Source organism: Rhodospirillaceae bacterium (assembly GCA_002728255.1).
GTDB lineage: Bacteria > Pseudomonadota > Alphaproteobacteria > UBA7887 > UBA7887.
Map to the genome: position 1 here is coordinate 33772 of PBWV01000020.1, position 24156 is coordinate 57927.

General features: G+C 46.4%; 28 protein-coding genes and 1 tRNA gene. 19 read left to right on the forward strand and 10 right to left on the reverse strand.

All coding sequences use genetic code 11. The features are described 5' to 3' along the window. Positions 1 to 4: 4 nt before the first annotated feature. Positions 5 to 787: a thiazole synthase gene (locus CMM32_05645; GenBank protein ID MBT06384.1), complete on the reverse strand. Its 783-nt coding sequence runs from the start codon at positions 785 to 787 to the stop codon at positions 5 to 7. Next, on the reverse strand, positions 777 to 1013 hold the full coding sequence (gene thiS / locus CMM32_05650) for a thiamine biosynthesis protein ThiS (GenBank protein MBT06385.1): 237 nt from the start codon (positions 1011 to 1013) through the stop codon (positions 777 to 779). Before thiS ends, CMM32_05645 begins: the two co-directional genes overlap by 11 nt. A 217-nt stretch (positions 1014 to 1230) precedes the next feature. Here thiS and aroQ point away from each other — a divergent pair, with 217 nt between their 5' ends. The 4 genes from aroQ to CMM32_05670 all read left to right on the forward strand — a co-directional run bounded on the left by aroQ (position 1231) and on the right by CMM32_05670 (position 4171). Next, positions 1231 to 1680, forward strand: a complete 450-nt coding sequence (gene aroQ, locus CMM32_05655) for a type II 3-dehydroquinate dehydratase (protein MBT06386.1) — start codon at positions 1231 to 1233, stop codon at positions 1678 to 1680. A gap of 35 nt (positions 1681 to 1715) precedes the next feature. Further along, positions 1716 to 2165 carry an acetyl-CoA carboxylase, biotin carboxyl carrier protein gene (gene accB, locus CMM32_05660; protein ID MBT06387.1) on the forward strand — a complete coding sequence of 150 codons (450 nt, stop codon included), beginning with the start codon at positions 1716 to 1718 and terminating at the stop codon, positions 2163 to 2165. A 5-nt stretch (positions 2166 to 2170) separates the two neighbouring features. Further along, the gene (gene accC / locus CMM32_05665) at positions 2171 to 3511 is read left to right on the forward strand and encodes an acetyl-CoA carboxylase biotin carboxylase subunit (GenBank protein ID MBT06388.1); all 1341 of its coding nucleotides are present in this window, start codon (positions 2171 to 2173) and stop codon (positions 3509 to 3511) included. A 3-nt stretch (positions 3512 to 3514) separates the two neighbouring features. Beyond that, positions 3515 to 4171, forward strand: a complete 657-nt coding sequence (locus CMM32_05670; GenBank protein ID MBT06389.1) for a leucyl/phenylalanyl-tRNA--protein transferase — start codon at positions 3515 to 3517, stop codon at positions 4169 to 4171. Here the strand turns inward: CMM32_05670 and CMM32_05675 are convergent. The 3 genes from CMM32_05675 to CMM32_05685 are packed head-to-tail and all read right to left on the reverse strand — an operon-like array spanning position 4120 to position 4996. Then, a complete protein-coding gene (locus tag CMM32_05675; GenBank protein ID MBT06390.1) occupies positions 4120 to 4626 on the reverse strand; it encodes a hypothetical protein in 507 nt (168 codons plus the stop codon). The genes CMM32_05670 and CMM32_05675 overlap by 52 nt on opposite strands. Then, positions 4553 to 4789 (reverse strand): hypothetical protein, encoded by a 237-nt coding sequence (locus CMM32_05680; protein ID MBT06391.1) that lies wholly within the window; start codon positions 4787 to 4789, stop codon positions 4553 to 4555. Before CMM32_05680 ends, CMM32_05675 begins: the two co-directional genes overlap by 74 nt. Positions 4790 to 4801: 12 nt before the next feature. Further along, complete coding sequence (locus tag CMM32_05685; GenBank protein ID MBT06392.1) at positions 4802 to 4996, reverse strand: hypothetical protein; 195 nt, start codon at positions 4994 to 4996, stop codon at positions 4802 to 4804. 87 nt (positions 4997 to 5083) lie between these two features. On the opposite strand from CMM32_05685, the gene CMM32_05690 reads away from it, so the two are divergent. After that, positions 5084 to 5983, forward strand: coding sequence for a hypothetical protein (locus CMM32_05690; protein MBT06393.1), 900 nt, complete (start codon positions 5084 to 5086; stop codon positions 5981 to 5983). Here CMM32_05690 and CMM32_05695 read toward each other — a convergent pair. Next, on the reverse strand, positions 5980 to 6366 hold the full coding sequence (locus CMM32_05695; GenBank protein ID MBT06394.1) for an NADH:ubiquinone oxidoreductase subunit NDUFA12: 387 nt from the start codon (positions 6364 to 6366) through the stop codon (positions 5980 to 5982). The two genes, CMM32_05690 and CMM32_05695, sit on opposite strands and share 4 nt — an antisense overlap. Positions 6367 to 6573: 207 nt before the next feature. Between CMM32_05695 and CMM32_05700 the strand changes: the two genes are divergently transcribed. Then, entirely contained in the window at positions 6574 to 6996 is a 423-nt protein-coding gene (locus CMM32_05700; GenBank protein ID MBT06395.1) for a nucleoside-diphosphate kinase, read from the forward strand. On the opposite strand, the gene CMM32_05705 is transcribed toward CMM32_05700, so the two are convergent. After that, entirely contained in the window at positions 6993 to 7649 is a 657-nt protein-coding gene (locus tag CMM32_05705; protein ID MBT06396.1) for a phosphoribosylglycinamide formyltransferase, read from the reverse strand. The two genes, CMM32_05700 and CMM32_05705, sit on opposite strands and share 4 nt — an antisense overlap. A gap of 7 nt (positions 7650 to 7656) precedes the next feature. Continuing rightward, on the reverse strand, positions 7657 to 8736 hold the full coding sequence (locus CMM32_05710; protein ID MBT06397.1) for a phosphoribosylformylglycinamidine cyclo-ligase: 1080 nt from the start codon (positions 8734 to 8736) through the stop codon (positions 7657 to 7659). Here CMM32_05710 and CMM32_05715 point away from each other — a divergent pair. The 6 genes from CMM32_05715 (at position 8697) to CMM32_05740 (ending at position 16487) form a co-directional block, all read left to right on the forward strand. Continuing rightward, the gene (locus CMM32_05715; GenBank protein ID MBT06398.1) at positions 8697 to 10052 is read left to right on the forward strand and encodes a hypothetical protein; all 1356 of its coding nucleotides are present in this window, start codon (positions 8697 to 8699) and stop codon (positions 10050 to 10052) included. The two genes, CMM32_05710 and CMM32_05715, sit on opposite strands and share 40 nt — an antisense overlap. 60 nt (positions 10053 to 10112) lie before the next feature. After that, a complete protein-coding gene (locus tag CMM32_05720; protein MBT06399.1) occupies positions 10113 to 11195 on the forward strand; it encodes an AI-2E family transporter in 1083 nt (360 codons plus the stop codon). Next, a complete protein-coding gene (locus tag CMM32_05725) occupies positions 11192 to 11875 on the forward strand; it encodes a hypothetical protein (GenBank protein MBT06400.1) in 684 nt (227 codons plus the stop codon). The genes CMM32_05720 and CMM32_05725 overlap by 4 nt, the downstream gene beginning before the upstream one ends. Before the next feature lie 26 nt (positions 11876 to 11901). Next, the gene (locus CMM32_05730) at positions 11902 to 12681 is read left to right on the forward strand and encodes a 3-oxoacyl-ACP reductase (protein ID MBT06401.1); all 780 of its coding nucleotides are present in this window, start codon (positions 11902 to 11904) and stop codon (positions 12679 to 12681) included. A 92-nt stretch (positions 12682 to 12773) separates the two neighbouring features. Then, a complete protein-coding gene (locus CMM32_05735; protein ID MBT06402.1) occupies positions 12774 to 14909 on the forward strand; it encodes an RNA degradosome polyphosphate kinase in 2136 nt (711 codons plus the stop codon). Positions 14910 to 14987: 78 nt separating this feature from the next. Further along, positions 14988 to 16487, forward strand: coding sequence for an exopolyphosphatase (locus tag CMM32_05740; protein ID MBT06403.1), 1500 nt, complete (start codon positions 14988 to 14990; stop codon positions 16485 to 16487). A gap of 66 nt (positions 16488 to 16553) precedes the next feature. Here CMM32_05740 and rnd read toward each other — a convergent pair whose 3' ends face one another. Then, entirely contained in the window at positions 16554 to 17717 is a 1164-nt protein-coding gene (rnd, locus tag CMM32_05745) for a ribonuclease D (GenBank protein MBT06404.1), read from the reverse strand. A 161-nt stretch (positions 17718 to 17878) separates the two neighbouring features. On the opposite strand from rnd, the gene CMM32_05750 reads away from it, so the two are divergent. The 4 genes from CMM32_05750 (at position 17879) to CMM32_05765 (ending at position 21339) form a co-directional block, all read left to right on the forward strand. Further along, positions 17879 to 18838 carry a dihydrodipicolinate synthase family protein gene (locus CMM32_05750; protein MBT06405.1) on the forward strand — a complete coding sequence of 320 codons (960 nt, stop codon included), beginning with the start codon at positions 17879 to 17881 and terminating at the stop codon, positions 18836 to 18838. 55 nt (positions 18839 to 18893) lie between these two features. Next, entirely contained in the window at positions 18894 to 19604 is a 711-nt protein-coding gene (locus CMM32_05755) for a short-chain dehydrogenase (GenBank protein MBT06406.1), read from the forward strand. 4 nt (positions 19605 to 19608) lie between these two features. Next, positions 19609 to 20442 carry a methyltransferase gene (locus CMM32_05760; protein ID MBT06407.1) on the forward strand — a complete coding sequence of 278 codons (834 nt, stop codon included), beginning with the start codon at positions 19609 to 19611 and terminating at the stop codon, positions 20440 to 20442. Between the two features lie 189 nt (positions 20443 to 20631). Beyond that, on the forward strand, positions 20632 to 21339 hold the full coding sequence (locus tag CMM32_05765; protein MBT06408.1) for a hypothetical protein: 708 nt from the start codon (positions 20632 to 20634) through the stop codon (positions 21337 to 21339). Positions 21340 to 21372: 33 nt separating this feature from the next. On the opposite strand, the gene CMM32_05770 is transcribed toward CMM32_05765, so the two are convergent. Beyond that, a tRNA-Val gene (locus tag CMM32_05770) sits at positions 21373 to 21447 on the reverse strand. A gap of 238 nt (positions 21448 to 21685) precedes the next feature. Between CMM32_05770 and CMM32_05775 the strand changes: the two genes are divergently transcribed. The 3 genes from CMM32_05775 (at position 21686) to CMM32_05785 (ending at position 24042) form a co-directional block, all read left to right on the forward strand. Then, positions 21686 to 22387 (forward strand): ABC transporter permease, encoded by a 702-nt coding sequence (locus tag CMM32_05775; GenBank protein ID MBT06409.1) that lies wholly within the window; start codon positions 21686 to 21688, stop codon positions 22385 to 22387. Beyond that, on the forward strand, positions 22380 to 23198 hold the full coding sequence (locus CMM32_05780; protein MBT06410.1) for an ABC transporter ATP-binding protein: 819 nt from the start codon (positions 22380 to 22382) through the stop codon (positions 23196 to 23198). Before CMM32_05775 ends, CMM32_05780 begins: the two co-directional genes overlap by 8 nt. Beyond that, positions 23101 to 24042: a sulfate transporter gene (locus tag CMM32_05785; GenBank protein MBT06411.1), complete on the forward strand. Its 942-nt coding sequence runs from the start codon at positions 23101 to 23103 to the stop codon at positions 24040 to 24042. Before CMM32_05780 ends, CMM32_05785 begins: the two co-directional genes overlap by 98 nt. Positions 24043 to 24156 lie beyond the last annotated feature (114 nt).

Genomic DNA, 24156 nt, shown 5'->3' on the forward strand with positions numbered 1-24156 from the left:
AAAATTATATAAGCCCACTCAGTGGTGATGAGGGGTCTGCATAGAGCTTCTTTCCCATTCGGCCAGCAAGGTAGGCTAGCCGGCCCGCTTCCACGGCGCTTCGCATGGCGGCTGCCATCTTCAAGGGGTCTTTGGCAGCTGCTATTGCGGTATTCATCAATACTCCGTCACATCCGAGTTCCATAGCTTTCGTTGCATCAGATGCTGTTCCTACGCCGGCATCTACTATTATAGGTACGTTACTAGCTTCAATTATCAACCGAATATTAACTGGATTTTGTATCCCTAGTCCAGATCCAATGGGTGCGGCGGCGGGCATAATAGCGGAGCAACCTATTTCTTCTAATTTCTTGGCTCCGATAGGGTCGTCATTGCAGTAAACCATTACTTCAAACCCATCATTAACAAGAATTTCTGCAGCCTTAAACGTTTCTTCCATATTTGGATACAACGTTTTCTCATCGCCAAGGACTTCTAGTTTTACTAAGGTCCAACCTCCCGCTTCGCGAGCGAGGCGAAGGGTTCGAAGGGCATCGTCAGCATTAAAACAGCCCGCTGTATTCGGTAAGTAAACGTATTTTTTTGGGTCTACGTAATCCATAAGCATGGGTGCATTAGGGTCAGTCACATTGACCCGCCGAACGGCCACAGTAACCATTTCCGCCCCTGACGCAGCTATTGCTGCAGCGGTTTGCTCTAAATCATGGTATTTGCCAGTTCCCACGATAAGTCGTGATCCAAATGATTGGTTGGCCACAGACCAGGTATCTTTATTATCAGTCAAAATGACGCTCCTTTAACTCAACAGTGCCCATCCCGCCGCCTATAAAATGAACTATCTCAATTTGGTCCCCCTCGCAGAGGTTCAAAGAATTAAACTCAGTTTTTGGCACTATCTCCCGGTTTCGTTCCACAGCTATTTTTCGTTCATCCAACCCTAGCTCCTTGATTAGAACCGCGACAGATATTTGATTTTGAAAGTCTTTCTTGGTGCCGTTTAGTATTATCTGCATATCATTATAGTTAAATTTAAATTAATTGTGTCGTCCGGGTATTCACCAGGCATCTATTCACATACACATATGGATGTGAATAGATGTCAGAACAGAATCACATAGTAATGAATTGGCCAAATGTTGCAGCTTAAAATTTTCTTTTGGGAAATCCGTGGACCAATAAGATTATATATGGCAGGTTAAATTTGTCGAGCTAAGAGGTAAAGCCCTATAGATGCGAAAGCAGTTACAAATACTTTTAATAAATGGCCCTAATCTGAATATGCTGGGGGTACGACAACCGGAAGTCTACGGGCGCAGTTCTCTCAAAGATCTAGAGCGTATCTGTGAGAGCGAGGGACGATCTCTGGGGCTATCAATTGACTTTCGGCAAAGCAATGCTGAGGGGGAATTNGTTTCTTGGATTCAGGGAGCCCGAGGCGCTATGGATGGTATAATTTTGAATGCCGGTGCACTAACGCACTCATCTGTCGCGTTGCTCGACGCATTGGGTAGTGCGGAAGTTCCTACGGTGGAGGTTCATATGACCAATATTCACCAGCGGGAGGACTTTCGCGAAAATTCCTATGTATCTGTGTTTGCAAAAGGTATGGTGTGTGGCCTTGGGACCTATAGTTATGTTTTGGGCTTGAGAGCTATTCACAGTATCTTAAATTCGTCTTAATAATAGGATGGAAGGCAATCGTGGCAAAAATTCATATTGATGATGCTCTTATTCGTCACCTAGCGCAATTGCTTGATGAAACTGGTTTAACGGAAATAGAGGTGGGCACTGGTAGGGAAAGGCTGCGCGTTTCCCGTGCTGCGGCCGCTGTTTCAACTTCATTGGTGGGACAACAGGCTGTGGCGGATAGTGAGTTTTCCTCAAGGAGGGGGCCAGAAGTTGGGATGACCGAGGAAGTTGCAGTTAGCGGCGGGACCCCTGTTAGAGCGCCCATGGTGGGGACAGTCTACACGGCCCCAGAGCCTGAAGCGGCGCCATTTGTTTCTGTTGGGGGCAAGGTTCATAAGGGAGACACTTTGTTTATTATAGAAGCGATGAAGACCATGAATCCAGTTACAGCATCTTTGGATGGTGTAGTTAAAGAAATTTTGATTGAGAATGGCAACCCGGTGGAATATGACGAGATACTGGCGTTAGTCGAATAGAAGAAATGTTTAGCAAAGTATTAATAGCGAATCGTGGAGAGATTGCACTTCGAATTCATCGTGCTTGTCGTGATTTAGGGATTGCTTCCGTTGCAGCCCATTCTACGGCGGATGCGGATGCGATGCATGTACGACTAGCCGATGAGTCTGTCTGTATTGGTCCTGCTTCGGCGAAAGAGAGTTACTTAAATGTACCGGCCATCATAGCGGCGGCAGAGATAACTGGAGCAGACGCAGTGCATCCAGGGTACGGATTTTTATCAGAAAACGCAGAGTTTGCGCGTATTTTGGAAGCACATGGTTTGACTTTGATAGGCCCAAAAGCAGAGCATATTGAAATGATGGGCGACAAGGCTACAGCTCGGAGGGTGTTAGGAGATTTGGGCATCCCATTAGTCCCCGGAAGCCCCGGAATAGTCCGGACCTTAGATGATGCAGTTGAGGCCGCTGGCGCCATTGGTTATCCAGTTTTAATCAAGGCGGTTGCTGGAGGAGGTGGCAAGGGAATGAAGGTGGCCCATATGCCGGAGCAGTTGGGGACGGAACTGGCCTTAGCGCGCCGAGAAGCCATGGAAAATTTTGGGAATGATGAAGTATATATTGAGAAGTATTTGTCGAACCCCAGACATATCGAGTTACAAATTATGGCTGATAGTTTTGGGAATGTCGTTCATTTTGGGGAGCGAGATTGTTCTATTCAACGTAGGCATCAAAAAGTTCTGGAAGAGGCTCCGTCGCCAATTCTAAGTGCGGCCGAGAGAGACGTTTTGTTTAGTCGGTCTATAAGCGCTGTCACACAGCTGGGTTANCTCGGGGCTGGCACCTTGGAGTATTTGTTCGAGAATNGTGAGTTTTACTTTATTGAAATGAACACACGCATACAGGTCGAGCATCCAGTGACTGAAATGGTTACAGGAGTGGATTTGGTGTGCGAACAAATTAGGGTGGCAGCGGGGTCGGAGCTCTCCTATAGGCAAGAGGATGTCCTCTTTAGAGGCCACGCAATTGAATGTCGTATTAATGCTGAGTCTCCGGATACCTTTATTCCTACCCCGGGCACCGTGACCGAGTACCATCCTCCCGGTGGTGGTGGGGTCAGAGTGGATTCGGCATTATATTCCGGCTATTGCGTACCTCCATTTTATGACAGCATGGTGGGAAAGTTAATAGTGCATGGGGCCACCAGAAAAGAGTGTATTAAACGCCTTTCTGGGAGCCTGAAAGAATACGTAATTGAGGGAATAGAGACCACGATCCCTTTACATCAAAATCTACTTCGGCAAAGCCAATTTCACGATGGTAGCTATGATATACATTGGTTAGAGCGATTGATGGAGAGCACTTAAAAAGTGCTTCCCAATGATCACGCCCGAAAAACTAGAGTCAGTGCACTGTTAAGTGCCTATCGTTCTGGTTTGTTTCCGATGGGGGAAGCTCGTGAAAGCCCTGAGATTTATTGGGTCAATCCAGACTTTCGTGGAATTATTCCACTTACCCAAGGGGCTCCGGTCCGTTCGCTTCGCCGGGCTTTGCGTGACAATTCATATGCTATTACCATTGATACAAATTTTAACCGAGTGATAGAGATGTGCGCGGAAATTACCCCCAATCGACCAGAGAGTTGGATAAACGCAGAGATAATCAAGTGGTATACTGACGTACACACTGAGGGATATGCACATTCGGTAGAGTGCTGGAAAAATAATTATTTGGTAGGCGGTCTCTATGGCGTCTCAATTGGTGCAGCATTTTTCGCGGAAAGCATGTTTAGCCGAGAGAGTAATGCCAGTAAAGTGGCGTTGGCTCACCTCGTTCAGCGGCTAATAACGGGTGGCTATACGTTATTAGACGTCCAATTTGTGACAGCACACTTGAGCCGGCTTGGAGCTATAGAAGTTAGTCGAGCAGAGTACCTCGAATTTTTAGATGACGCTCTCCTTAAAACGGCTGACTTTCATTTCATGCCTTCCACTGGAGGCAAGGATTCAATTTCTACCTCTGGTTGAAATTGGGGTTCTGAGCTTACGTAACAATCGAGCACGATGATATCGTAAACAGGATGTTCTATGCTTGATAAGCTGGGCGATGAAGAGAACATCCATCCCCTAAACAAAAGTCCTGTCTTGGAGGGATGTGAAGTATCCCAAACTTCTAAAAATGCTGCGTTTTCTGGAAGTTGTTCCGGGGGTGCCTTAATGCAGCGAGAAGGGCGGATTTGAAGAGGACCCCAGACTATCGTGGCTCCCATGCCAGCTTCTAACTGCAATACACGGCCAGTGGTTTTATTGAGGCCCTCGAGGAGTAGTGTGTTCTCATTGGCATTGGCTGCGTAGGACAGCATTAGAAGAAGGGTTAGAGCATATGGGCTTATCCGCACAGTCTGATATTCACGTGCGATTTGAGAATGGCTTTGGCAAACTAGTAATGATTTCAGAAAGTACTTCTCTGATTTGCTTTTCATCGCATCCCATCAAGACGGCATCTTCCAGAGCTTCTTCACAAATTTCTTTTATTTCAATTATATTTTCGTTTAGGACTTTAATTTTTTCTGAACATCCTACCGGGGAGCCTTTTGTGTCTAGCCAAGTTGGAAGTAAATTGTCTTTTTTGGTTGGAGATTCCATTTCTAGGGTTTCCTATTCCCGGCCCTTTAGATGGTGTACCTTTTGGCTAGTCCGTCGAGCAAACTGTATGGCATCTTGGATGCATATTTGTTTTTCAGCTAGGATCACGGGTACCTCCTTATCACCTTGCATCTTTCCCATATCCATATAGCGCTGGAACTCCCGCGTGGCAACCTTTTGGAGCCAGGAACGGGAGTTGCTTAACATTATGCCACATTGGTAACATAGTGTATTCTAGAGGTNATTTCCTCCTTTCCTAACTTATATCGGCTAAATTAACGGGTGGTTTTTAGCATGGTTAGCGTTCTAAAGCTTATTCCGCTCAGGAAGGAAAGGCTCGGGCTTTGCCTTGTGGCTTTGGCCGCCGTTGGGTTTGGTGTTTCCCCGTCATTCGCTAAGCTTGCTTATTACGGCGGTTCCGAACCACTATCATTGGTAGCCGCCCGTTTTACTATATGCGTTCTGGCAATGTTTGTTATTGCTAGTATCCGAAAAAGTTCTCTCTGGGTTGGGCCCAAGTTACTTCATATTCCGTTGGTGATGGGTTTATTGCTAGCTTGGAATGCGACAGCTTACTTGTCAGCAGTTCGCGAGATAGATGTGAGCTTGGCAGCGGCATTGTTTTATACATTTCCCCTACAGGTCGCGCTATTTTCGTGGTTATTTGGTAGTGATTCACTTTCGGTGGGGCGAGTTAGCGCACTATTTATTGGCTTCACCGGTGTTGTTTTAGTAATCAGTCTAAACTTATCTCGACCTAATATGTNGGGTATTGCGTTAGCTCTAGGTGGGGGATGTGGGGTGGCTTTGACCTCTGTACTTTTTGCTCGGGTGGCAGACATAGAAAATAGTATCGGGCTAATTCTTTGGTCCATGGTGGTAGCTTGTCTGGCTAGTTGGTTTTTTGTTTTCTTTCGGGGTGGCGTAGCCTTTCCAGTCAATTGGGTCGGTTGGAGTGGTTTTGTGGTATCCATGTTAGGTTTTTCTTTAGCGGTAATCGCGTATTACCTTGCTTTGCCAATGATTGGACCGGTAAGAGCTGCCATTGTCGCTAACCTAGAGCCAATAATAGCAGTTCTAATGGCAATGTTTTTGCTCAATGAGCGTCTTGGGCCTGTACAGGTTTCGGGGATAATATTGATTGTTGTTGCTGTCTATTTGGGAGGTCGGCCAAGCGTGAGGCANTCCAACTAGTTCGGCTCCCATGGTTCGTAGTTGCCCCGAGATACGTCATTCTCTCCCGTCGGGGTTGCACCGGATGGATGGTATGCTTTAGGGGTTCCACTTAGGTTAGGCTGGTGTCCTATCATCCAGTCCCGGATGACGGGGGGGTCTTGTGTCGGAGGTAGCTTCAGGGTGTGCGTTAGCCACCCCTGCCAGTTTGGGGGTACGGCCGAACCATCTGCCTCATCCGGATAAATGACCCATCGCCTTTCTTTCATTTTTGACCCACAGCTACATCGGTAATACTCATTCCCATAATCATCTTGACCGACTTTTTTGCCAAACAGTCTTGTGAAGATTCTAGTTCCAATTGATGTAGACATTATAGCGCCATTACTAAGAGTTGGTAACATAACGAGTATAGTATCAGTAATAATATTCGTATAGCACGATATATTGCTATGGAATGCTGGGTTAGATAATTTCAATCTACTTTTCCTATAGGTTTAGGAGGTTNTCCATGGCGAGGGAGAGAAAGAGAAATTGGAAGATCTGCTTGCTCTAATGTCTCCGAGTGTTTATAAGGCCCCGTTTCCCTCTAACGTACAGATGGCTATACAATGGCAATTGAAAAAACATTATCAATTATAAAACCTGATGCAGTAAGAAGNGGTTTGAGTGGGAAGATTAACGCTCGCTTTGAGGAAATTGGCTTAAAAATTGTTGCCCAAAAACGACTTCGATTGACNAAGGCTCAGGCTGAGGGTTTTTACGCGGTTCACAGTGAAAGGTCCTTCTTTGGAGATCTATGCGAGTTTATGTGTTCAGGTCCTATAGTGGTGCAAGTATTGGAAGGTGAATCAGCGATAACAAGAAATCGCGAATTAATGGGAGCAACCAATCCTGCAAACGCTGAGGTGGGCACTATTCGTAAGGATTTTGGTGAATCAGTGGAGGCCAATTCTGTGCATGGATCTGATAGTCTTGAGACAGCTGCGAGCGAGATTTCATATTTTTTCAGTCAGATCGATATTGTTATTTAAGCCTTTTCCTTTCTAGATTGGTCTAGTGGTTTAGCAATGTTGTGGGTATTGGGGGCGGCCAGTTTTACCCTGCCACGGACTATGGATATTTGGCCCTTAGCAATCCAATTTAGTGCCAGCGGATAGCATACGTGTTCTAGCTTTAGAACACGGTTTGACAGCTTAACTGCACTATCCTCGGTGTTAACCGGAGTTATGGCCTGCAAAATAATTGGACCCTCATCCATGTCGGGGCGGACAAAGTGAACTGTGCACCCGGAATAGTGGGCACCCGCCTCTATTGCCCTCTGGTGTGTGTTTAATCCCTTAAAAGCTGGCAAAACCGAAGGATGGATGTTAACCAAGCGGTTATACCAATGATCCACGAAGCTTGTGCCAAGCATCCGCATAAATCCAGCCAGACAAATAAATTCAGTCCTAGCGTTTTCTAACACGGAGGTCAGTTGTAGCTCAAAGGCGTCCCGGCTCTCAAATTTTTCATGCTCAATTATCTGAGTTTTAACACCTAGATTTTCGGCTGTATTGAGCCCCGTAGCGTTTTTGCGGTTGGAGATTACGAGGACTATGTCAATATCGCTGTCTGGTTTGTAGCTGGCCCGAATTAAGTTTTCCATGTTGGAGCCCCGACCCGAGATCAAGATAGCCACCCTCATTATGTATTCAGCTCCATTTATTCTGGAGTCCTTTAATAGTTACTCGTTGTTTTTGTGCGCTTGATTTTTTTATTTCGCCTATATGAAGCACGCTTTCTCTGCCTGCTCTAAGGCATTCTGTCACCATATCAACCTTTTCCGGGTCTATTACAATTATCATCCCCACTCCGCAATTAAAGGTGCTAAACATCTCTTTGGCACTAAGATTCCCCACCTGCTGAAGCCATCTAAAACAACTTGGGGGCTTCCAGTTAGCATTTATTACTGCGTCAGTATATTCGGGAAGTATCCTAGGCACGTTCTCGTAAAAGCCGCCCCCGGTAATGTGAGCAATTCCCTTTACGGCAGGNCTGGTTTTGGCTAGTAGTTGAAGGATTGACCTAGTGTAGATGCGTGTTGGTTGTAGCAGTGCTTCTCCAAGGGTCTCCCTTTGTGAGAATGGCGAAGGGTCCGAAAGCTGGAGGTCTTCTGAAGCCAGAATTTGCCGAATAAGTGAATAGCCATTAGCATGGAATCCGGAGGATTCCAGGGCTAAAATTTGATCACCCGGTTTGATTTTGTTCCCTCTGATTACGTCGTCTCGTTCCACTGCCCCCACCGCAAAGCCGGCCAGGTCATAGTGTCCGCTGGAATATAGGCCAGGCATCTCAGCTGTTTCACCACCTATTAGAGCACATTCAGCTTCTTTGCAGCCTTCCGCTATGCCTTGAACTACTTGGGTCGCCACAGAGGTATCCAATGTCCCAGAAGCAATATAGTCCAAGAAAAACAATGGTTTCGCTCCCTGCACAACTAAATCGTTGACGCACATGGCCACAAGGTCTACTCCAACCACGCGGTGACTATTAGTCTGGTTGGCTAGGAGTAGCTTCGTTCCAACTCCATCTGTTGCAGCAACGAGTAAAGGGTCATTAAAGCCGCTTGATTTTATATCGAATATTGCACCAAAACCGCCTATTTCCGGCGTATTTCCATGGTTTGCGGTGGCCTGAGCTAAGGGCTTGATAATATCGACGAATTTCCGCCCAAGCTCAACATCCACTCCAGATGATCCGTACGAATAACTATTATTTTTGGACTTGTTCATCNTATTATATGCCGGGGTCCACGAGTGAGCCAAAATTTATGGTGAAGATAGCAGTCCAAAGAAGCTTTGCAATGGCACAGAATATAATCTTTTTAGTTAGGATCATACCCCTGGCTGCAGGGCTAATTAGTTTCCTAAGCTTTTACAGTATCGCTGATGATGATCTATATACCGTCGGGTCGATCAAGCTTGATGCAACCGCTGCGGATTCAAACACTGCAAGGTCGGAGGCCATATCTGAAGGGCAGGAACAGGGCCTAATCCTTTTGTTGAAAAAATTAACTTTACGTAGAGACGAGGCAAAGCTTCCAAAGCTAAGCCGGGATGAAGTAGCTGGGTATGTTCAAGATTTTGAAATTTTTAACGAAAGAAGATCGGATCAACGTTATATAGCCGAATTGAAGATACGATTTAATCGGGAAAAGGTTCGTGGATTATTAGTTGCCGCNGGGGTGCCGTTTTCCGAGGCCGAAAGTATTCCTGTAGTTGTATTGCCAGTATATAGGGAGGGAGAGGTGGTTACCCTGTGGGAGGACTCTAATCCGTGGCGTGAGGCATGGAGGAGACTTGAAATAAAAAATGAGGCCGTAAGTCTGATCGTGCCTATGGGACAATTGACTGATGTTCTGGCAATAGATGTAGAGCAAGCTCTGGCTGGAGATCGTGATTCTTTGCGCGAGTTCGCCTCAACTTATGGGGCAGGGGAAACACTGGTTACCGTGGCTACAATGTCTTCTGTTACATCGAATCAGGGCTTTGTAGACGTAACCATGCAGAACTTTGGGGCGACAGTGGGGGCTGTCGAAATAGAGAGGTTTGACATGGTTGGCAGCGAAAACCTAGAAGGATTTCTGTTGAGGGCGGCGGCGCAAATGGCACAGCGGGTCGAATATGATTGGAAAGTATCAAATCTTCTTTCTTTTGACGAAGAGGCAAGCATTGATGTGGTATACCTTGTTGAGGGGTGGGCAGAGTGGAAAAGTATTGTTTCTCGGTTAAGGGGAGTGTCGGTNGTGCAAGACGTTGCTATTNTAGCTCTCTCCCGAAGTAAAGCTAATCTGCGTGTAAAATTTCTGGGCGGCATTGAACGATTTGCGCTCTTGCTACAAAGAAAAGAGCTTGCGTTGGAAAAAGAGGCAGGAAATTGGGCTATTCTGGATCGTTCTGAGAAGGTAAGTCAGACACAGGGCGAGGTTCTTCCCAAGCCTAGTTTAGAAGAGCTGCCAGAGCTATCCGTTGAGCCAGATCTGGTGAATCCCCTACCTTCGTTGGGGGCTACAAATGGTGTAAGTCGAGAAGATCTATTCATAGAGTAGAGTGAGAAGGATAAATTTTGGATAATCGCGCGTTGGTGCTTCTAAAGTAAAGGTAGAGTTGTGACTTTGAGAAAAGAAGGGGTGTTCTGGATCGGGCTGGGGGTCTTTGTTTTGATCTTCCTGGTGTTGTTGAGCGAGATATTGTTCCCATTCGTTGCTGGGGTCGCGGTAGCTTATTTCTTTAACCCCGCTGTTGTTAAGGCTAGTAGATTTGGTCTTGGTCGAGCGGTTTCTGCCTCTCTTGTNCTAGCGCTTTTTGCTGTGAGTATAGTTCTTGTTGGTTTGCTAGTGTTTCCGATATTGCAGGGGCAAATTGTGGGTCTATTTGCTCAGTTACCGCTTATTGTGGAAGAAGGGCTGTCTCGGTGGTCACAATTAACCCCTGATAACATGCATGCTTCCTTAGTGGCTAATGTTGGGCTGGGAGAGGAAGCATTTTTGGGGGTAATCCCCCGGCTCACTGACTGGACATTCCAATCGTTACAAGCTGTGTGGTTGTCTGGTTCTGCACTTATAAACTTTGTTGGATTGTTATTTGTGAGCCCCGTTGTTGCCTGGTACCTGCTACGTGATTGGGAAAAGATTCTCTCACAATGTAATGATTGGTTGCCTCGTGAACATGCCCAAACAATTCGCACTCAGCTTCATCTTGTTGATGAGATTTTAGCGAATTACTGTCGAGGTCAGGCNAGTGTTTGTATAATTCTTGCAATTGCGTATTCGCTCGCACTGGGTATTTTGGGACTTAAGTATGGGCTTCTGATCGGCTTAGTTGCTGGCATAATTTCGTTTGTTCCATACGTGGGGACAATTTTTGGGTTTTGCCTCGCTGGTGGGTTCGCCTACTTCCAATTTGATGGTGTGGAGTTTGTCGGTATTGTAGCCATAGTCTTTGTAATAGGGCAGATCATTGAGGGTTATATTTTGACGCCTAAATTAGTTGGACAGCGGATAGGATTAAGTGCTGTGTGGGTCTTGTTTGCCCTTTTGGCCGGAGGGTCACTATTTGGCGTGGTTGGCATCTTGTTGGCAGTGCCCGTTGCCGCGGTCATCGGGGTTGGATTGAAGTTTCTTTTTAATCATTACCTTCAAAGTCATTTGTACCACGGGCCTCCTAAAAATCATTCGGTATCGGAAAAATGAGCCAAGCTGGGCCCCCGCAGCTGAAATTAGATTTGGGTCTAACTCCTGTATATCGGGAGGAGGATTTTTTGGTGGCTGGGTGCAACTCTGAGGCGGTTAGCTGGCTTGACCAGTGGCCAGAATGGCGGGCTTGTGGCCTTATCGTGTCTGGCCCCCCAAGCTCCGGGAAAACCCACTTGGCTGAAATTTGGCGGAACAAGGCTCAGGCAAAACTAGTGGATGGAAGAGATCTCCTGCTCAACCAGGATTGCTTTAGTGATTCAGCGGAATCCATCGTGGTCGAGCACGCAGATGAGGCTAATGAGAGGGCATTACTACGTCTCTATAATGGGGTGGTCGAGTACAAGAAAAGTATTTTATTGACCGCGAACAGCGATCCCCAATTCTGGTCTATTTCTTTGGAAGATCTCCGGTCCCGGCTCATGGCGTTGCCGGCTGTAAAAATCGGTGAGCCTGATGACTTCTTGTTGCAGGCGTTACTGGTGAAGCAATTCTCGGACCGGCAGGTGCGCATTGAGGTGTCGGTAGTCAGGTATTTAGTTGAACGGATGGAACGTTCATTTTATATGGTTGGTCGCTTGGCTGATGAGCTTGATGCCATGGCTTTCAGGGAAAAAAGAAAGATTACCACTGTGTTGGCTGCCAGGGCGCTTGAGAAATTAATGAATGGAAAGTTTTAGGTTGAATAGAAAATAAGGAGAGTGAGATGGATTTGGGACTATCAGGAAAAAGCGCCATAGTTTGCGCTTCTAGCAAGGGCCTTGGAAAGGCCTGCGCCTTGTCCCTGGCCCGTGAAGGGGTTGCGGTTACAATCAATGCGAGAACAGAGACAGAACTTGAGACAACTGCTGAGGAGATTCGCCAGGAAACTGGAGCCACTGTAGTTGCAGTTGCTTGTGACGTTACCTCAGCCGACGGTCAGGCTGAGTTACTTTCGGCGTGTCCAAACCCTGATATTTTGGTTAACAATGCTGGCGGACCGCCCCCAGGGGATTTTAGAGACTGGGTTAGGAAGGATTGGGTGGATGCTGTTACAGCAAATATGATCACTCCAATTGAGCTTATCAAGGCAACAGTGGATGGAATGATCGATCGTCAGTTTGGACGAATAGTCAATATAACGTCTGGGTCTACCAAATCTCCTATACAACAGCTGGGATTGTCTAATGGTGCCCGCACTGGTTTGGCTGGTTTTGTCGCGGGGATCGCAAGACAAACAGTCAAGCATAATGTTACGATTAATAATCTTTTGCCTGGTCCTTTTGAGACGGATCGGTTAACGTCAGCAGTTAATTTTGCAGCGGAGAAAATGGGGAGACCCTTCGAAGAAGTTTACCAGCTTCGTGCGGAGGAGAACCCAGCAGGGCGGTTCGGGCAGCCCAGCGAATTCGGTGATGCCTGTGCATTTTTGTGTGGCGCTCAAATGGGTTATGTAACCGGGCAACATTTTTTGATGGATGGCGGAGCTTATCCGGGGACATTCTAGGAAGTTGTCTAGGTGTTACTAGGGGCGTTTGATGTTTTTGAATAAGGAAATGCGCTTTGGACACTGATCATGAGCATCGAGAGCCGGGCAACCTGAAGTTGCCGTCTTGCGAGGCCAGTTCTGGTCTTGCTGAGGGAGATTCTCGTTTCATCAATCGAGAATTGTCTTGGTTGGCATTTAATGGAAGGGTTCTTGAGGAGGCAACAAATAAGCGGCAACCCCTGCTTGAACGTGTCAGATTTTTGAGTATTTCAGCCAGTAATATGGACGAGTTCTATATGGTCAGGGTGGCCGGACTAAAGGCCCAAATAAGGGCCAACCTTTCCCAGATTACTCCAGATGGAAAGACCCCTTCGGAGCAGATTACGGCAATAAAAACCGCTGCGGCGGCCCTTCGGACACGACAAACACAAGTGTGGCGGGGACTTCGGGAAGAATTGAGGCAGGTGGGGTTGATCCTTGTAGCGGCACATGAATTGAGCCAATCGGATGATGGTTGGCTAGGGGAATATTTTAATTCTAATGTTTTTCCAGTTCTGACACCTCTTGCGATAGATCCGGCTCACCCTTTCCCATTTCTTCCAAATCTTGGGTTTGCCTTAGCAGTTCAGTTAGTTCGTGAAGAGACTGGCGAAGGTATGCGGGCTCATGTTTTGCTACCACCCCAGATTGCCCGCCTTATTCGGCTACCAGGCCTNCTGGATCGTTATATCCCGCTTGAGGATGTGGTATTGAAATTCATAAAAAGGTTGTTTCCAGGTTATGGTGTTTCTGGTGCGGGATTATTTCGGATAATTCGTGATAGCGATATAGAAGTTTCAGATGAAGCAGATGACTTGTTAGTGTCATTTCAGCGAGCAATNCGGGAACGACGGAGAGGNAATCTAGTTCGCCTTGAGATTAGTGACACCATGCCCGCCGAACTACGTGAAATGTTGATAGATGAATTGGAGGCAGGCGCCGAAGATGTTTCGCAGGTATCGGATATTTTGGGCCTCCACCAAGTGGATGAATTGNTTCTTTGTGGAAGGCAAGACTTGTTGTTCCCAAAATACACGGCACGATTTCCAGAAAGGATTCGTGAATTTGGTGATAACTGTTTCGCCGCTATACGCGAGAAAGATATTCTGGTTCATCATCCCTATGAGTCCTTTGACGTTGTGGTCCAGTTTCTTGAGCAGGCGGCGGCTGATCAGGATGTTATAGCAATTAAGCAAACATTATATCGAACTACACCAGACTCGCCAATTGTCAGCGCGTTGGTGAAGGCAGCGGAGGGTGGGAAATCAGTTACAGCTCTGGTTGAACTAAAAGCAAGATTTAACGAAGAGGACAATTTGCGTTTAGCGCAACGCATGGAAAGGGTTGGAATTCAGGTTGTATATGGATTTATTGATCTAAAGACACATGTGAAAATTTCCTACGTTGTTCGGAGGGAGGAGAAAAAATTAAGGACATATACTCACTACGGGACGGGCAATTACCATCCAGTTTCAGCCAAAGTGTTTTCTGATCTTTCATTCTTTACTTGTAGTCCTGAATTAGCTAGAGATGCTGCAACTATCTTCAATTATTTAACAGGATATGGAGAGACCCCCCGCTTGAATCAGGTGGCATTTGCTCCTATCACCTTGCGGGAAACGATCAATGATTTGATTGATAAAGAGATTAAGAATGCTGAGGCGGGAGTGGCGGCGGAGATCTGGGCGAAAATGAATTCGCTTGTTGATCCTGATATTATTGACAAGCTGTATCAGGCAAGTCAGGCGGGTGTCCGTATTCAGCTTGTCGTTAGGGGAATTTGCTGCCTCCGGGCCCAGGTCACGGGGTTGTCGGAACGTATTCGTGTAAAAAGTATAGTTGGACGTTTTCTCGAGCATAGCCGAGTCTGGGTATTTGGTAATGGTAGGGCTTTGCCACACTCCGATGCTAAGTTATTTATTTCTTCGGCCGATTGGATGCCGCGAAATTTGGATCGACGCTGTGAAGTAATGGTGCCAATTACTAATGCTACAGTTCACGAGCAGATACTAGAGCAAATACTTGTCGCAAATCTTAAGGACGATCTTCAGAGTTGGGAGATGTTACCATCGGGNAGGTTTGAAAGACAGTTTCCAAATGGGGTAGGTTTTAGTTGTCATGAATATTTTATGACTAACCCAAGTCTCTCAGGGCGTGGCAAGGCATTGGAGCGTTTCGGCGGTCCTGCCCAATTAAGGGTAAAGTAAGATAGACTTGCTAGAGATGTATTCCGTTAACAAGCAGACTCCTGGGTAGAATTGGTCTCTAAGAGTAGATGATGCTGTATGTCCAAGTCAGTTGAGGAAGTAATCCAAGGCACAGTAGGGCGGCGCTATGCGGTTATAGATGTTGGTTCTAACTCGATACGATTAGTCGTTTATGAGGCTCTCAAACGGAGCCTGAATGTAGTTTTCAACGAAAAAATTTCTTGTGGCCTTGGTTCGGATTTGTCTCGCACAGGTCGCCTTTCTGTCAAGGGGGTCGAGCAGGCCTTAAGCAATTTAGCTCGCTTTTCTGATTTAATTGAAGCGATGGACGTAGGTCTGGTTGATGCTGTCGCTACTGCTGCTGTCAGGGAAGCAAGCGATGGCAATTTCTTTGTTGAACAGGTGAAACGCGCGGTGGGCATGGATCTTCGTGTGCTCACGGGTGTAGAGGAAGCAAAATATACAGCACTAGGTGTAATATCGTCGGTTAGATCCGCTACTGGACTAATAGCAGATTTAGGTGGAGGTAGTCTGGAACTGGCAGAGGTTCGCGGGGATGTTGTAGGTAAGACTGCTACCCTTCCATTCGGCTCCCTGAGGTTTTTAGGGAATGAGAAAGTTGGTACTAAGGATAAATTGGCTGACCTGGCGGTAAAGCTTGAGAAGCTAGATTGGCTTGCAGGACACAAGGGTCAGGAAATTTTCTTAGTCGGTGGAACTTGGCGATCACTCGCTAGACTTCATATGTTTCAAAATAAGTATCCGCTACAGATAGTGCACAAATATTCCTTGAGCTATAAGGAAGTAGTAGCTTTTTCTAAGCTTTTGTCTGTCCAAAGTTATGCTTCCTTGGCGCCTATTTCTCAGATATCAACTAGACGGCTCAAGCTTTTGCCGTTGTCTGCGCAAATTCTCTCTATTATCTTGGATCAGATTAGGCCAAGCCGCATTGTTTTTGTTGCCAGTGGTCTACGAGAGGGTTTGGCATTTAGCAGGTTATCGATCGAGGAACAGAACCGAGATCCTCTTATTATGGTTTGTATGGATATAGCAGGTCGGGCGGCCCGGTTTCCCGGTCATGGCAAAGAGCTGGCCGATTGGCTGGCTCCATTGTTTCCTAGGGAAACGGAGGAAGAAGCCCGCCTGCGCTACGCCACCTGTCTCCTTTGTGATATTGCATGGAGTGTGCATCCTGGGTATCGGCCTGAATATGCTTTGATGGAGTGTGCATTGATGCAGGCTCCAATGGATCACTTTGGCAGGGTATTTCTAGGTCTTGCTACGATGACCCGTTATAGCGGGAGACGAGTGCCGAAATTTGCGGGGCAGATCCAACCCCTCATTGACAGGGGTAGTTTAGGTAGGGCGAGAGCTATCGGCCTAGCCGCACGGGTTGGGGAGACTTTATCGGGCGGTGTTCCGGGAGCTCTTAGCGGATCCTCCTTAGCCATAAATGAAAAAGAAGTAACTCTTTCGTACTCGGAAAAAAGTTCTGCCTTGATTGGTCACGTGGTAAGGGAACGATATACGGCTTTGGCCAAACACTTAAGGTTAAAACCGCGTTATATTTTGAAATAGCTGATAGTATGGTCGATCATCGAGGTAGTGCACCTCGAAATAGGAAGGTAGCCACTATATTTTATTTCAATTTTTCTTTTCACACGAGGTGTGGATATGCACTTCCCCGTTGTTGACTCTTAAGCTGAGTTGGCCGCGAATTAATTTCAATGCGTCTTCGCCAAAAACCTTTCGTCTCCAACCTGTTAGAACGGAGTTTTTTTCTAGACCGGCAGCGATTTCAATCAAATCAGAGTTTTTTGCTACTAAAGGAGCGGCAATAGAGTTCTCATCACATCGAACTTTCAGCAAAACTTTGAGTAAGTCTACAACTGCTGGTGAGGCTGGGTGATTGTCAGGCTTCCTAGGAGTTTCTGGGTATTTTTCTAGCTTCAGGTTTTTCCCCCGCTCGATTGCCTTTAGCATAGAACTGACTAATTTTCCTTTAGTTAATGTTCCCTTTAAGCCTCTGACTCTAACCAATTCTTCCATGGTGGTTGGTTGTGAAACAGATATCGCAAGTAGAGACTGGTCGCGAATTACGTGTTGTCGGGGGAGATCGTAAAGTATAGCCCATTCCTCCCGAACGGCTGCTAATTCTCTTAAAACAGCAAGGGTACGGGAGCTAGCCCCTCTCGTTTTTATTTTTTTCCAGGCGGTCTTGGGTTCAGTAATGTATGTCTCTTGCTTACCGAGAGCCGCCATCTCCTTGGCAATCCAACTTTCACGTCCCGTTTCCGCAAGCCTTTTCTTTAAGGTTAAATATATTCGCGGTAGGTGAATAACGTCAGAAAGGGCATATTTTAACTGCCTTTTTTCCAAAGGTCTTCCAGACCAATCAGAAAATCTCGAAGACTTGTCAATTCGGGCGTCGGCGATTTTACGAGCTAGATGCTCATAACTGGCTGACTCACCAAACCCGCAAACCATAGCCGCAACTTGAGTATCAAAAATTGGATTGGGCAGTTGTCCAATGAGATGTAAAAATATTTCTATGTCTTGCCGTGCTGCATGCAGCACCTTCACGATTTTTGAGTTTATCATTAGGGAGAATAGTGGTGATAAATCGATGCCTTCGTGCAATGGATCTATTGCAAATGGTTCGCCTTTTGGGCCAGATATCTGAACTAGGCAGAGTTTTGGCCAATAAGTTTTCTCTCTGATGAATTCTGTGTCTATGCAGATAAAGGGTTCCTTAGTGAGTTTATCGCATAGAGTTGCTAAGCTTACTGAATCTGTGATTATGGTCATAATGTACTATATCTTAATCCAAACATTTTCTATTTTGCTGAATCTAGGGAATGCGGTTTGTGTTATCCGGTTCCGATTGTTGCCTGGATCAATGTATCCTACCTAGAGGAAATTTGTTAGTATAAAGCGGGCGTATAGTCGTTTGGAATGGAGTTTTGAAAATGCCGACTAGGAATAAATTTGTGCCTTCTGGAGTGATTCCAGCATGTCTTCTCCCTTTTCATGATGATTTTTCGATTGATGAGAAAAACTATAGAAAGCATTTGCGTGACGTTGCGACTGTTGAGGGTTTGTCGGCGATAACAGTAAATGCACATGCTTCTGAGGCTCACGCTTGCAGTTTTGAGGAACAACAGCGTGTGCTTGAAGTTAGCCTGAGTGAACTCCCGTCAATGCCAATAGTGAATGGTATATATGCGGATGGTAGTGCCTATGCAGCTAAATTGGCGTCAATGGCGGATGCTGAGGGCGCGTCTGCGTTGTTGGTTTTTCCCCCTAACTCTATTGCTATGGGTGGTCAACTTCGGCCTGAAATGGCACTGTCCCATTTCAAGGTAATTGCTGATAGTACCGATTTACCCTTAATTGTTTTTCAGTATCCAATGGGTGGAGGTCTAGGACACACTCTAGAAACCCTCGTTCGAATAGCTGAGGAAATCCCAACAGTGGTTGCTATTAAGGACTGGTGTAATGACGGGATGCTCCATGAGAGACATATTCGTGTTCTCCAGAATTTAGCCCGGCCTATCAGCGTTCTAACTACTCATAGTGCCTGGCTGATGTCTTCCCTAACGATGGGGTGTAATGGGCTGCTGTCGGGTGCGGGGAGTGTTATAGCCGACCTCCAAGTGGATTTATGGCGGGCTGTTCAATCTGGTGATCTGGCTCTTGCGCAGGGGATCAATGATCGTATTTATCCTATGGTTCAAGCATTTTATGCTCCTCCATTCTTGGATATGCATAATCGAATGAAGGAGGTGGCCGTACTTTTAGAACGCCTTCCAAAGGCTGTGGTCAGACCTCCACTATGTAAACTAGTTCACGGAGAGATTGAAGTTCTCAAAAAGGCTCTTAAGGAGGCCGATATTGGGCCCTTGGGTGCAAACCAGAGAGCCGCGTGAAGTGGTTTCAACGTATAGGTGCCTAGTAATTTAGGGCGTGGAAAGGTAAACGCGTGTGAGTAAAGATAAGCCAGTTTGCTTGATCACGGGATTAGGTGATGGAACGGGTGGAGCTTGTGCCCGCCGGTTTCACCAAGGTGGGTATCGAATTGCAATGTTAGCCCGTACCCAGGACCGTTTGGATCGTTTTGAAACAGAGTTGGAAGGCTCAAAGGGGTATCAGTGTAATGTTATGGATCTCGATCACTTAACAGAAATTGCTGAACAAGTCGCCTTGGAAATGGGTGCGCCGGAGGTTGTAATACACAATGCAGCAGGGGGTAGTTTTCAGAGTTTTCTAGGTGATAAGCCAGACCATTTGGAACGAAACTTTAGGATCAACACCACCTCTTTGTTATATATCGCTCGTGCAACTGCCCCGGCAATGATCAAGGCAGGCAAGGGTGCAATTATTGTTACAGGTAATACATCGGCCTTACGAGGAAAGGCTAACTATGCTTTTTTTGCCCCTACCAAAGCGGCACAACGTATATTAGCACAATCCATGGCCCGGGAACTGGGGCCGAAGGGTGTGCATGTTGCTTATGTGCTTATAGACGCCTCCATCGATACGCCTTGGACTCGCCATCTCCGCTCGGATGATCCACCAGAATCTTTCTTCTGTAAGCCCCCCGCTATTGCGGATACCATCTATCATGTGGCTCACCAAGATAAATCAGCTTGGACCTTCGATGTTGACTTGCGGCCGTTTGGCGAGAGCTGGTAAGATTTTGGCTAGGTATATACGGAAAGCCAGTGTTTTTATTCTGGCTATGTGCGTAGCCTCGACGTCGTTAGTTGCTGATTTGTTAGATGACATTATTGAGTCTAGAAATGAAATAGAGGCATCTAGGGATGTGTTTAGACACCCCAAAGAAACTTTGCGGTTTTTTGAGGTGCAGCCAGGCATGACTGTAGTGGAAACGCTCCCGGGACGGGGATGGTACAGCAGGATTTTGGCTCCGTACCTGGGTCCATCGGGGCATTTCATAGCAGCTAATTATACGCTCGATATCTCTGCAAAAATATTTGGGGGACGCTGGCAGGCAATGAGGCAAAGGTTTGAGGATTGGCCGCAAACCTTTCCTGAATGGGTAGCTAGTCTGGTCGAGGATCCACCAAGGATTTCGACGTACTACATTACTGAGGCCCCGAATAGTTTATCAAACTCTGTGGATAGGATTTTGTTTGTGCGATCGCTCCATCACCTTAATCGCTTTGATCCGGAGGTTTTGGACCAAGCAGCTAAAGAGTCATTTCGTTTGCTTAAGGCGGGGGGGATTGTTGGTGTTGTTCAACACAGAGCGCCTACAGGAAATAGTCTAGAATGGGCCGATGGCTCTAATGGATATCTGCATACGGCGCGGGTGGTGGCGGCTTTTGAGAATGCTGGTCTCAAATTAATTGCATCATCTGAAATCAATGCAAACGGGAGAGATCGTCCAACAGAAAAGGATAAGGTTTGGCGATTGCCTCCAACATTAAGGGTAAGCGATGCTGCGGAGCGGAAGTCCTCGCTGGATACGGGGGAGAGCGACCGGATGACCTTAAAATTTGTCAAGTAGTTCCCTGAGCCATCTTCTCTACAGATGAATTTTTAGACATGTGATAAAAAAATCACACTAAGGCCATCTTATCCTGACGTCACTATTCGCCGCTGATTCGGCGTTTTTGGTGGCCGTTTCCTGTATATCTGTAAAACTAATTAATATTAGTTATCTTAGCCTTACCTTTTTGACTTGGTTTCCACCTGAGTGTGGATAGACTATGTTGTTGCTCCTGCAGTCGTGTCGGAAGCTAGTGGCCGGCGAGTTACTGTAGCAATCATTGGGGAGGGGAATAATATGTTGAGAATAGGTTTGGTGCTAGGCGCCTTATTAGCTTTTTCATCAAGTGTAGTTGCAAACGAGAGTTCGATGAAACAGCGAGGTTACGTTCTTGGTGGTGTTGGCTTGACTGATTTTAACGTAACAACTTCAGATTTACAGACGTTGAATACGGCCCTTATCAATTTAGGCTTTAGTAGTTCCACCTCTTCGACGGATAACGCAGGGACCTACGTTAAGCTCCATGGCGGCTATCATGTGAACGAATATTTTGCAGTAGAGGGTGGCTTCACGAACCTGGGTACCTTGGAGATCAATACTACACTTACTGGGCCATCAGAAAGCATTGTAACGTCCGTTGATATTTATGGAGTAGAGATAGCGGCAATCGCGAAATATGAGGTGAAGAATAGCTTCGGTTTTATTAAAGCCGGATTTTTTTCCTGGGATGCGGACCTTAGTGTGAATACTTCGCGTGGCTCCGCGTCTACGTTTTTAGGTTCAGGAACTGATCCAACTATTGGGGTTGGATGGCAGTTTGGGGGACAACTCGGAGTGAGGGTGGAATATCAGTATTATCCAGTCGAGGACTCCGACCTTCAGTCTTATATTGTAAGCGGCGTCTATACTTTTTAACCTAGAAGAAGCTCAGGCTACTGACAAAGGATTTGGTGGGCGCGGCTGGGATTGAACCAGCGACCCCCACGATGTCAACGTGGTGCTCTCCCGCTGAGCTACGCGCCCTTTGCTAAAAACCTATGACTAGAAGGGTGTTTTGCACCCCATTAGGCATCGGACAATAGAGGGTGAGGGGTCATTTGCCAAACATTTTCCTGTGCAGCAAGTTATTTTGACTGGAACTGCTCAAGATCTTCCATTTTACCCCTAATAGTGTGTTGGAAGTTCCCTAAAGTATGTAGAATAGCAATTTGCGTTCTTTGTATTACTGGCCTAATGGATATAAACTGGCCAGGAAGGAATTATGGACATAGGTTCAGCTCTTGCTTCTGCATTCACATTGCTTGTGCATTTTGACAGCAATTTGCTGGAAATTGTGGCTCTTTCTTTTCAGGTAAGTCTTTGCGCAGTTGGTGTGGCGAGCCTTTTAGGGCTTCCCATAGGAGCAGGGCTGGCTGTTTTAAGATTCCCAGGGAGAACTTTTATTATCATTTCCCTTAATGCGATGATGGGATTGCCACCGGTAGTTGTAGGACTTGTTGTCTATTTGCTTTTGTCGCGGTCTGGCCCATTTGGTACGCTGGGGCTCTTGTATTCGCCCACTGCCATGATAATTGCGCAAGTATGCTTAATAACTCCGATCATTGCTGCTCTGACTAGGCAAAGTGCCGAAGAGTTATGGAACGAGTATGCCGAGCACCTTAAATCGCTCGGACTAGGTCCCAGGGAGTCTATAAGCACGTTACTTTGGGATGCACGTTTTAGTTTAATAACCATAATNCTNGCNGGTTTTGGGAGGGCAAGTGCCGANGTGGGNGCTGTCATGATTGTCGGAGGAAATATTGATCATGTAACGAGGGTAANGACATCTGCTATTACTCTGGAAACCAGNAAGGGAGATCTGGCTTTGGCCTTGGGTTTGGGAATGATTCTTCTGGCTTTAGCACTGAGCGTGAACGGGACCGCTTTCGTTATTAATGAGGCGGCAAAGAGGCGATATGGTTGAGCTTCCAGACTTCAGGTTAGCCGGTTCCGCGGGCGACAGGCGGATCCGTNTTCTACCTCTGACATTACAAGATGTTTCGTATGAAGTTAACGGAATGCGGCTTATCAAGAACCTCACTGCGACTTTCTTTCCTGACACTCTTTCGGTTGTTTTGGGTCCAAATGGGGCAGGAAAGAGTTTATTACTGCGGTTGTGCCACGGACTAATCGAGCCAACTCATGGTAAGATCCAGTGGAAGGAGAGGCGCAATCATATCGTAAGACGTTTTCAGGCAATGGTTTTCCAGCGGCCTATAATGCTTAGACGTAGCGTTTTTTCGAATCTAGAACATGGCCTTAGACACAGGGGGGTCAGAAAGCACGAAAGATTGCGGAGGATAGAAGAGATATTAGATTCTACGGGCTTGGCTCGGCTTGGGAGAGTAGCCGCTAGAAGGTTATCGGTGGGTGAGCAACAAAGATTGGCGGTCGCCCGAGCGTGGAGCCTTGACCCTGAAGTTTTGTTTTTGGATGAGCCAACAGCCGCTCTCGATCCAGCAGCAACCCACTCCTTGGAAAAAATAATCGAAACTATTCGAAAATCTAAGACAAAAGTTGTTATGACTACCCATGATCTTGGGCAGGCTAGGCGGCTCGCAGATGAAATATTCTTTTTATATAGGGGGAGACTCTTAGAGCATTCTAGTGCTGAGAGTTTTTTTGAGCAGCCAAAAAATGATCTTGCGGAATCATTTCTGCGTGGAGAGTTGCTGTGGTGGAATAGAAAAGAGCTCAGGCCGCCACAAGGATCCAGGGGTACGAGAGGGCGTTGAATTGGCAGTAAGCTATTTGAAATGTTCAATAAGAAATATTTTTCTAAGTTTTATTCTTAGCTTATCTTTAGCCGTACAGGTTTGGCCTGAGGAAGCCACTATTTTGGTTGCTTCGACAACCTCTACTGTNAATTCGGGTTTGTTTGATGAATTATTGCCGATATTTAGAGAGAGTACTGGGGTAAGTGCCAGAGTGGTTGGCGTGGGTACGGGCCAAGCTATCGAAATCGCAAAAAGAGGGGACGCTGATATTTTGTTCGTGCACCATGAGCCCTCAGAAATTGCATTCATTAATAGTGGCTNTGGAGTTCGGCGATCCCCGGTGATGTATAACGATTTTGTGTTGGTAGGGCCGCATTCGGACCCGGCTGGTATTAGGGGAGCAGATAGTGTGATCTCGGCTTATCGGTTGATAGGGAGCGCTCGCCCAGTTTTTGTCTCCCGTGGGGATGAAAGTGGCACACACAAGAGAAGTCAGGAATTTTGGAGGAAAGCAATGACGGATCCGTCAGCCTTCCAGGAGGGTAACTGGTATAATGAGGTTGGTGCGGGGATGGGCGCTACGTTAAATATAGCCCAGGAAATGGGCGGGTATACCTTGACGGATAGGGGTACGTGGGAAGCATTTGAGAATAAAGGGATTTTGGAAGTTTTGTTTGAAGGAGATCCTTCTATGCATAATCCCTACAGTGTCATAATGGTCAACCAGAAACTGCATAGGCACGTGAGGGTTGAATTGGCAACGATTTTTATTGAGTGGCTTACTTCTAGAGAGGGTCAGGAAGTCATTGAAAATTTCAAGATTAATGGAAGGCAAATATTCTTTCCAATTGTTGATTATTAACTTTGGGGGTCCGAGAAGTGTGTTTGGTACGTCTTCTAAAGAGCGGTAACATCTTGGCTCAAGCCATCAACTTGTTCATGGGTACATATAATACTATCAGGAAACTATGGCTAA

What these genes read in the sequence shown, in the direction of transcription:
- CMM32_05680 (MBT06391.1), bottom strand. Translation starts at nt 4,789, where the DNA reads ATGGAATCTCCAACCAAAAAAGACAATTTACTTCCAACTTGGCTAGAC.
- CMM32_05675 (MBT06390.1), bottom strand. Translation starts at nt 4,626, where the DNA reads ATGAAAAGCAAATCAGAGAAGTACTTTCTGAAATCATTACTAGTTTGC.
- CMM32_05705 (MBT06396.1), bottom strand. Translation starts at nt 7,649, where the DNA reads ATGAGGGTGGCTATCTTGATCTCGGGTCGGGGCTCCAACATGGAAAAC.
- rnd (MBT06404.1), bottom strand. Translation starts at nt 17,717, where the DNA reads ATGACCATAATCACAGATTCAGTAAGCTTAGCAACTCTATGCGATAAA.
- CMM32_05695 (MBT06394.1), bottom strand. Translation starts at nt 6,366, where the DNA reads ATGTTACCAACTCTTAGTAATGGCGCTATAATGTCTACATCAATTGGA.
- CMM32_05725 (MBT06400.1), top strand. Translation starts at nt 11,192, where the DNA reads ATGAGCCAAGCTGGGCCCCCGCAGCTGAAATTAGATTTGGGTCTAACT.
- CMM32_05730 (MBT06401.1), top strand. Translation starts at nt 11,902, where the DNA reads ATGGATTTGGGACTATCAGGAAAAAGCGCCATAGTTTGCGCTTCTAGC.
- CMM32_05740 (MBT06403.1), top strand. Translation starts at nt 14,988, where the DNA reads ATGTCCAAGTCAGTTGAGGAAGTAATCCAAGGCACAGTAGGGCGGCGC.
- CMM32_05750 (MBT06405.1), top strand. Translation starts at nt 17,879, where the DNA reads ATGCCGACTAGGAATAAATTTGTGCCTTCTGGAGTGATTCCAGCATGT.
- thiS (MBT06385.1), bottom strand. Translation starts at nt 1,013, where the DNA reads ATGCAGATAATACTAAACGGCACCAAGAAAGACTTTCAAAATCAAATA.
- CMM32_05685 (MBT06392.1), bottom strand. Translation starts at nt 4,996, where the DNA reads ATGTTAAGCAACTCCCGTTCCTGGCTCCAAAAGGTTGCCACGCGGGAG.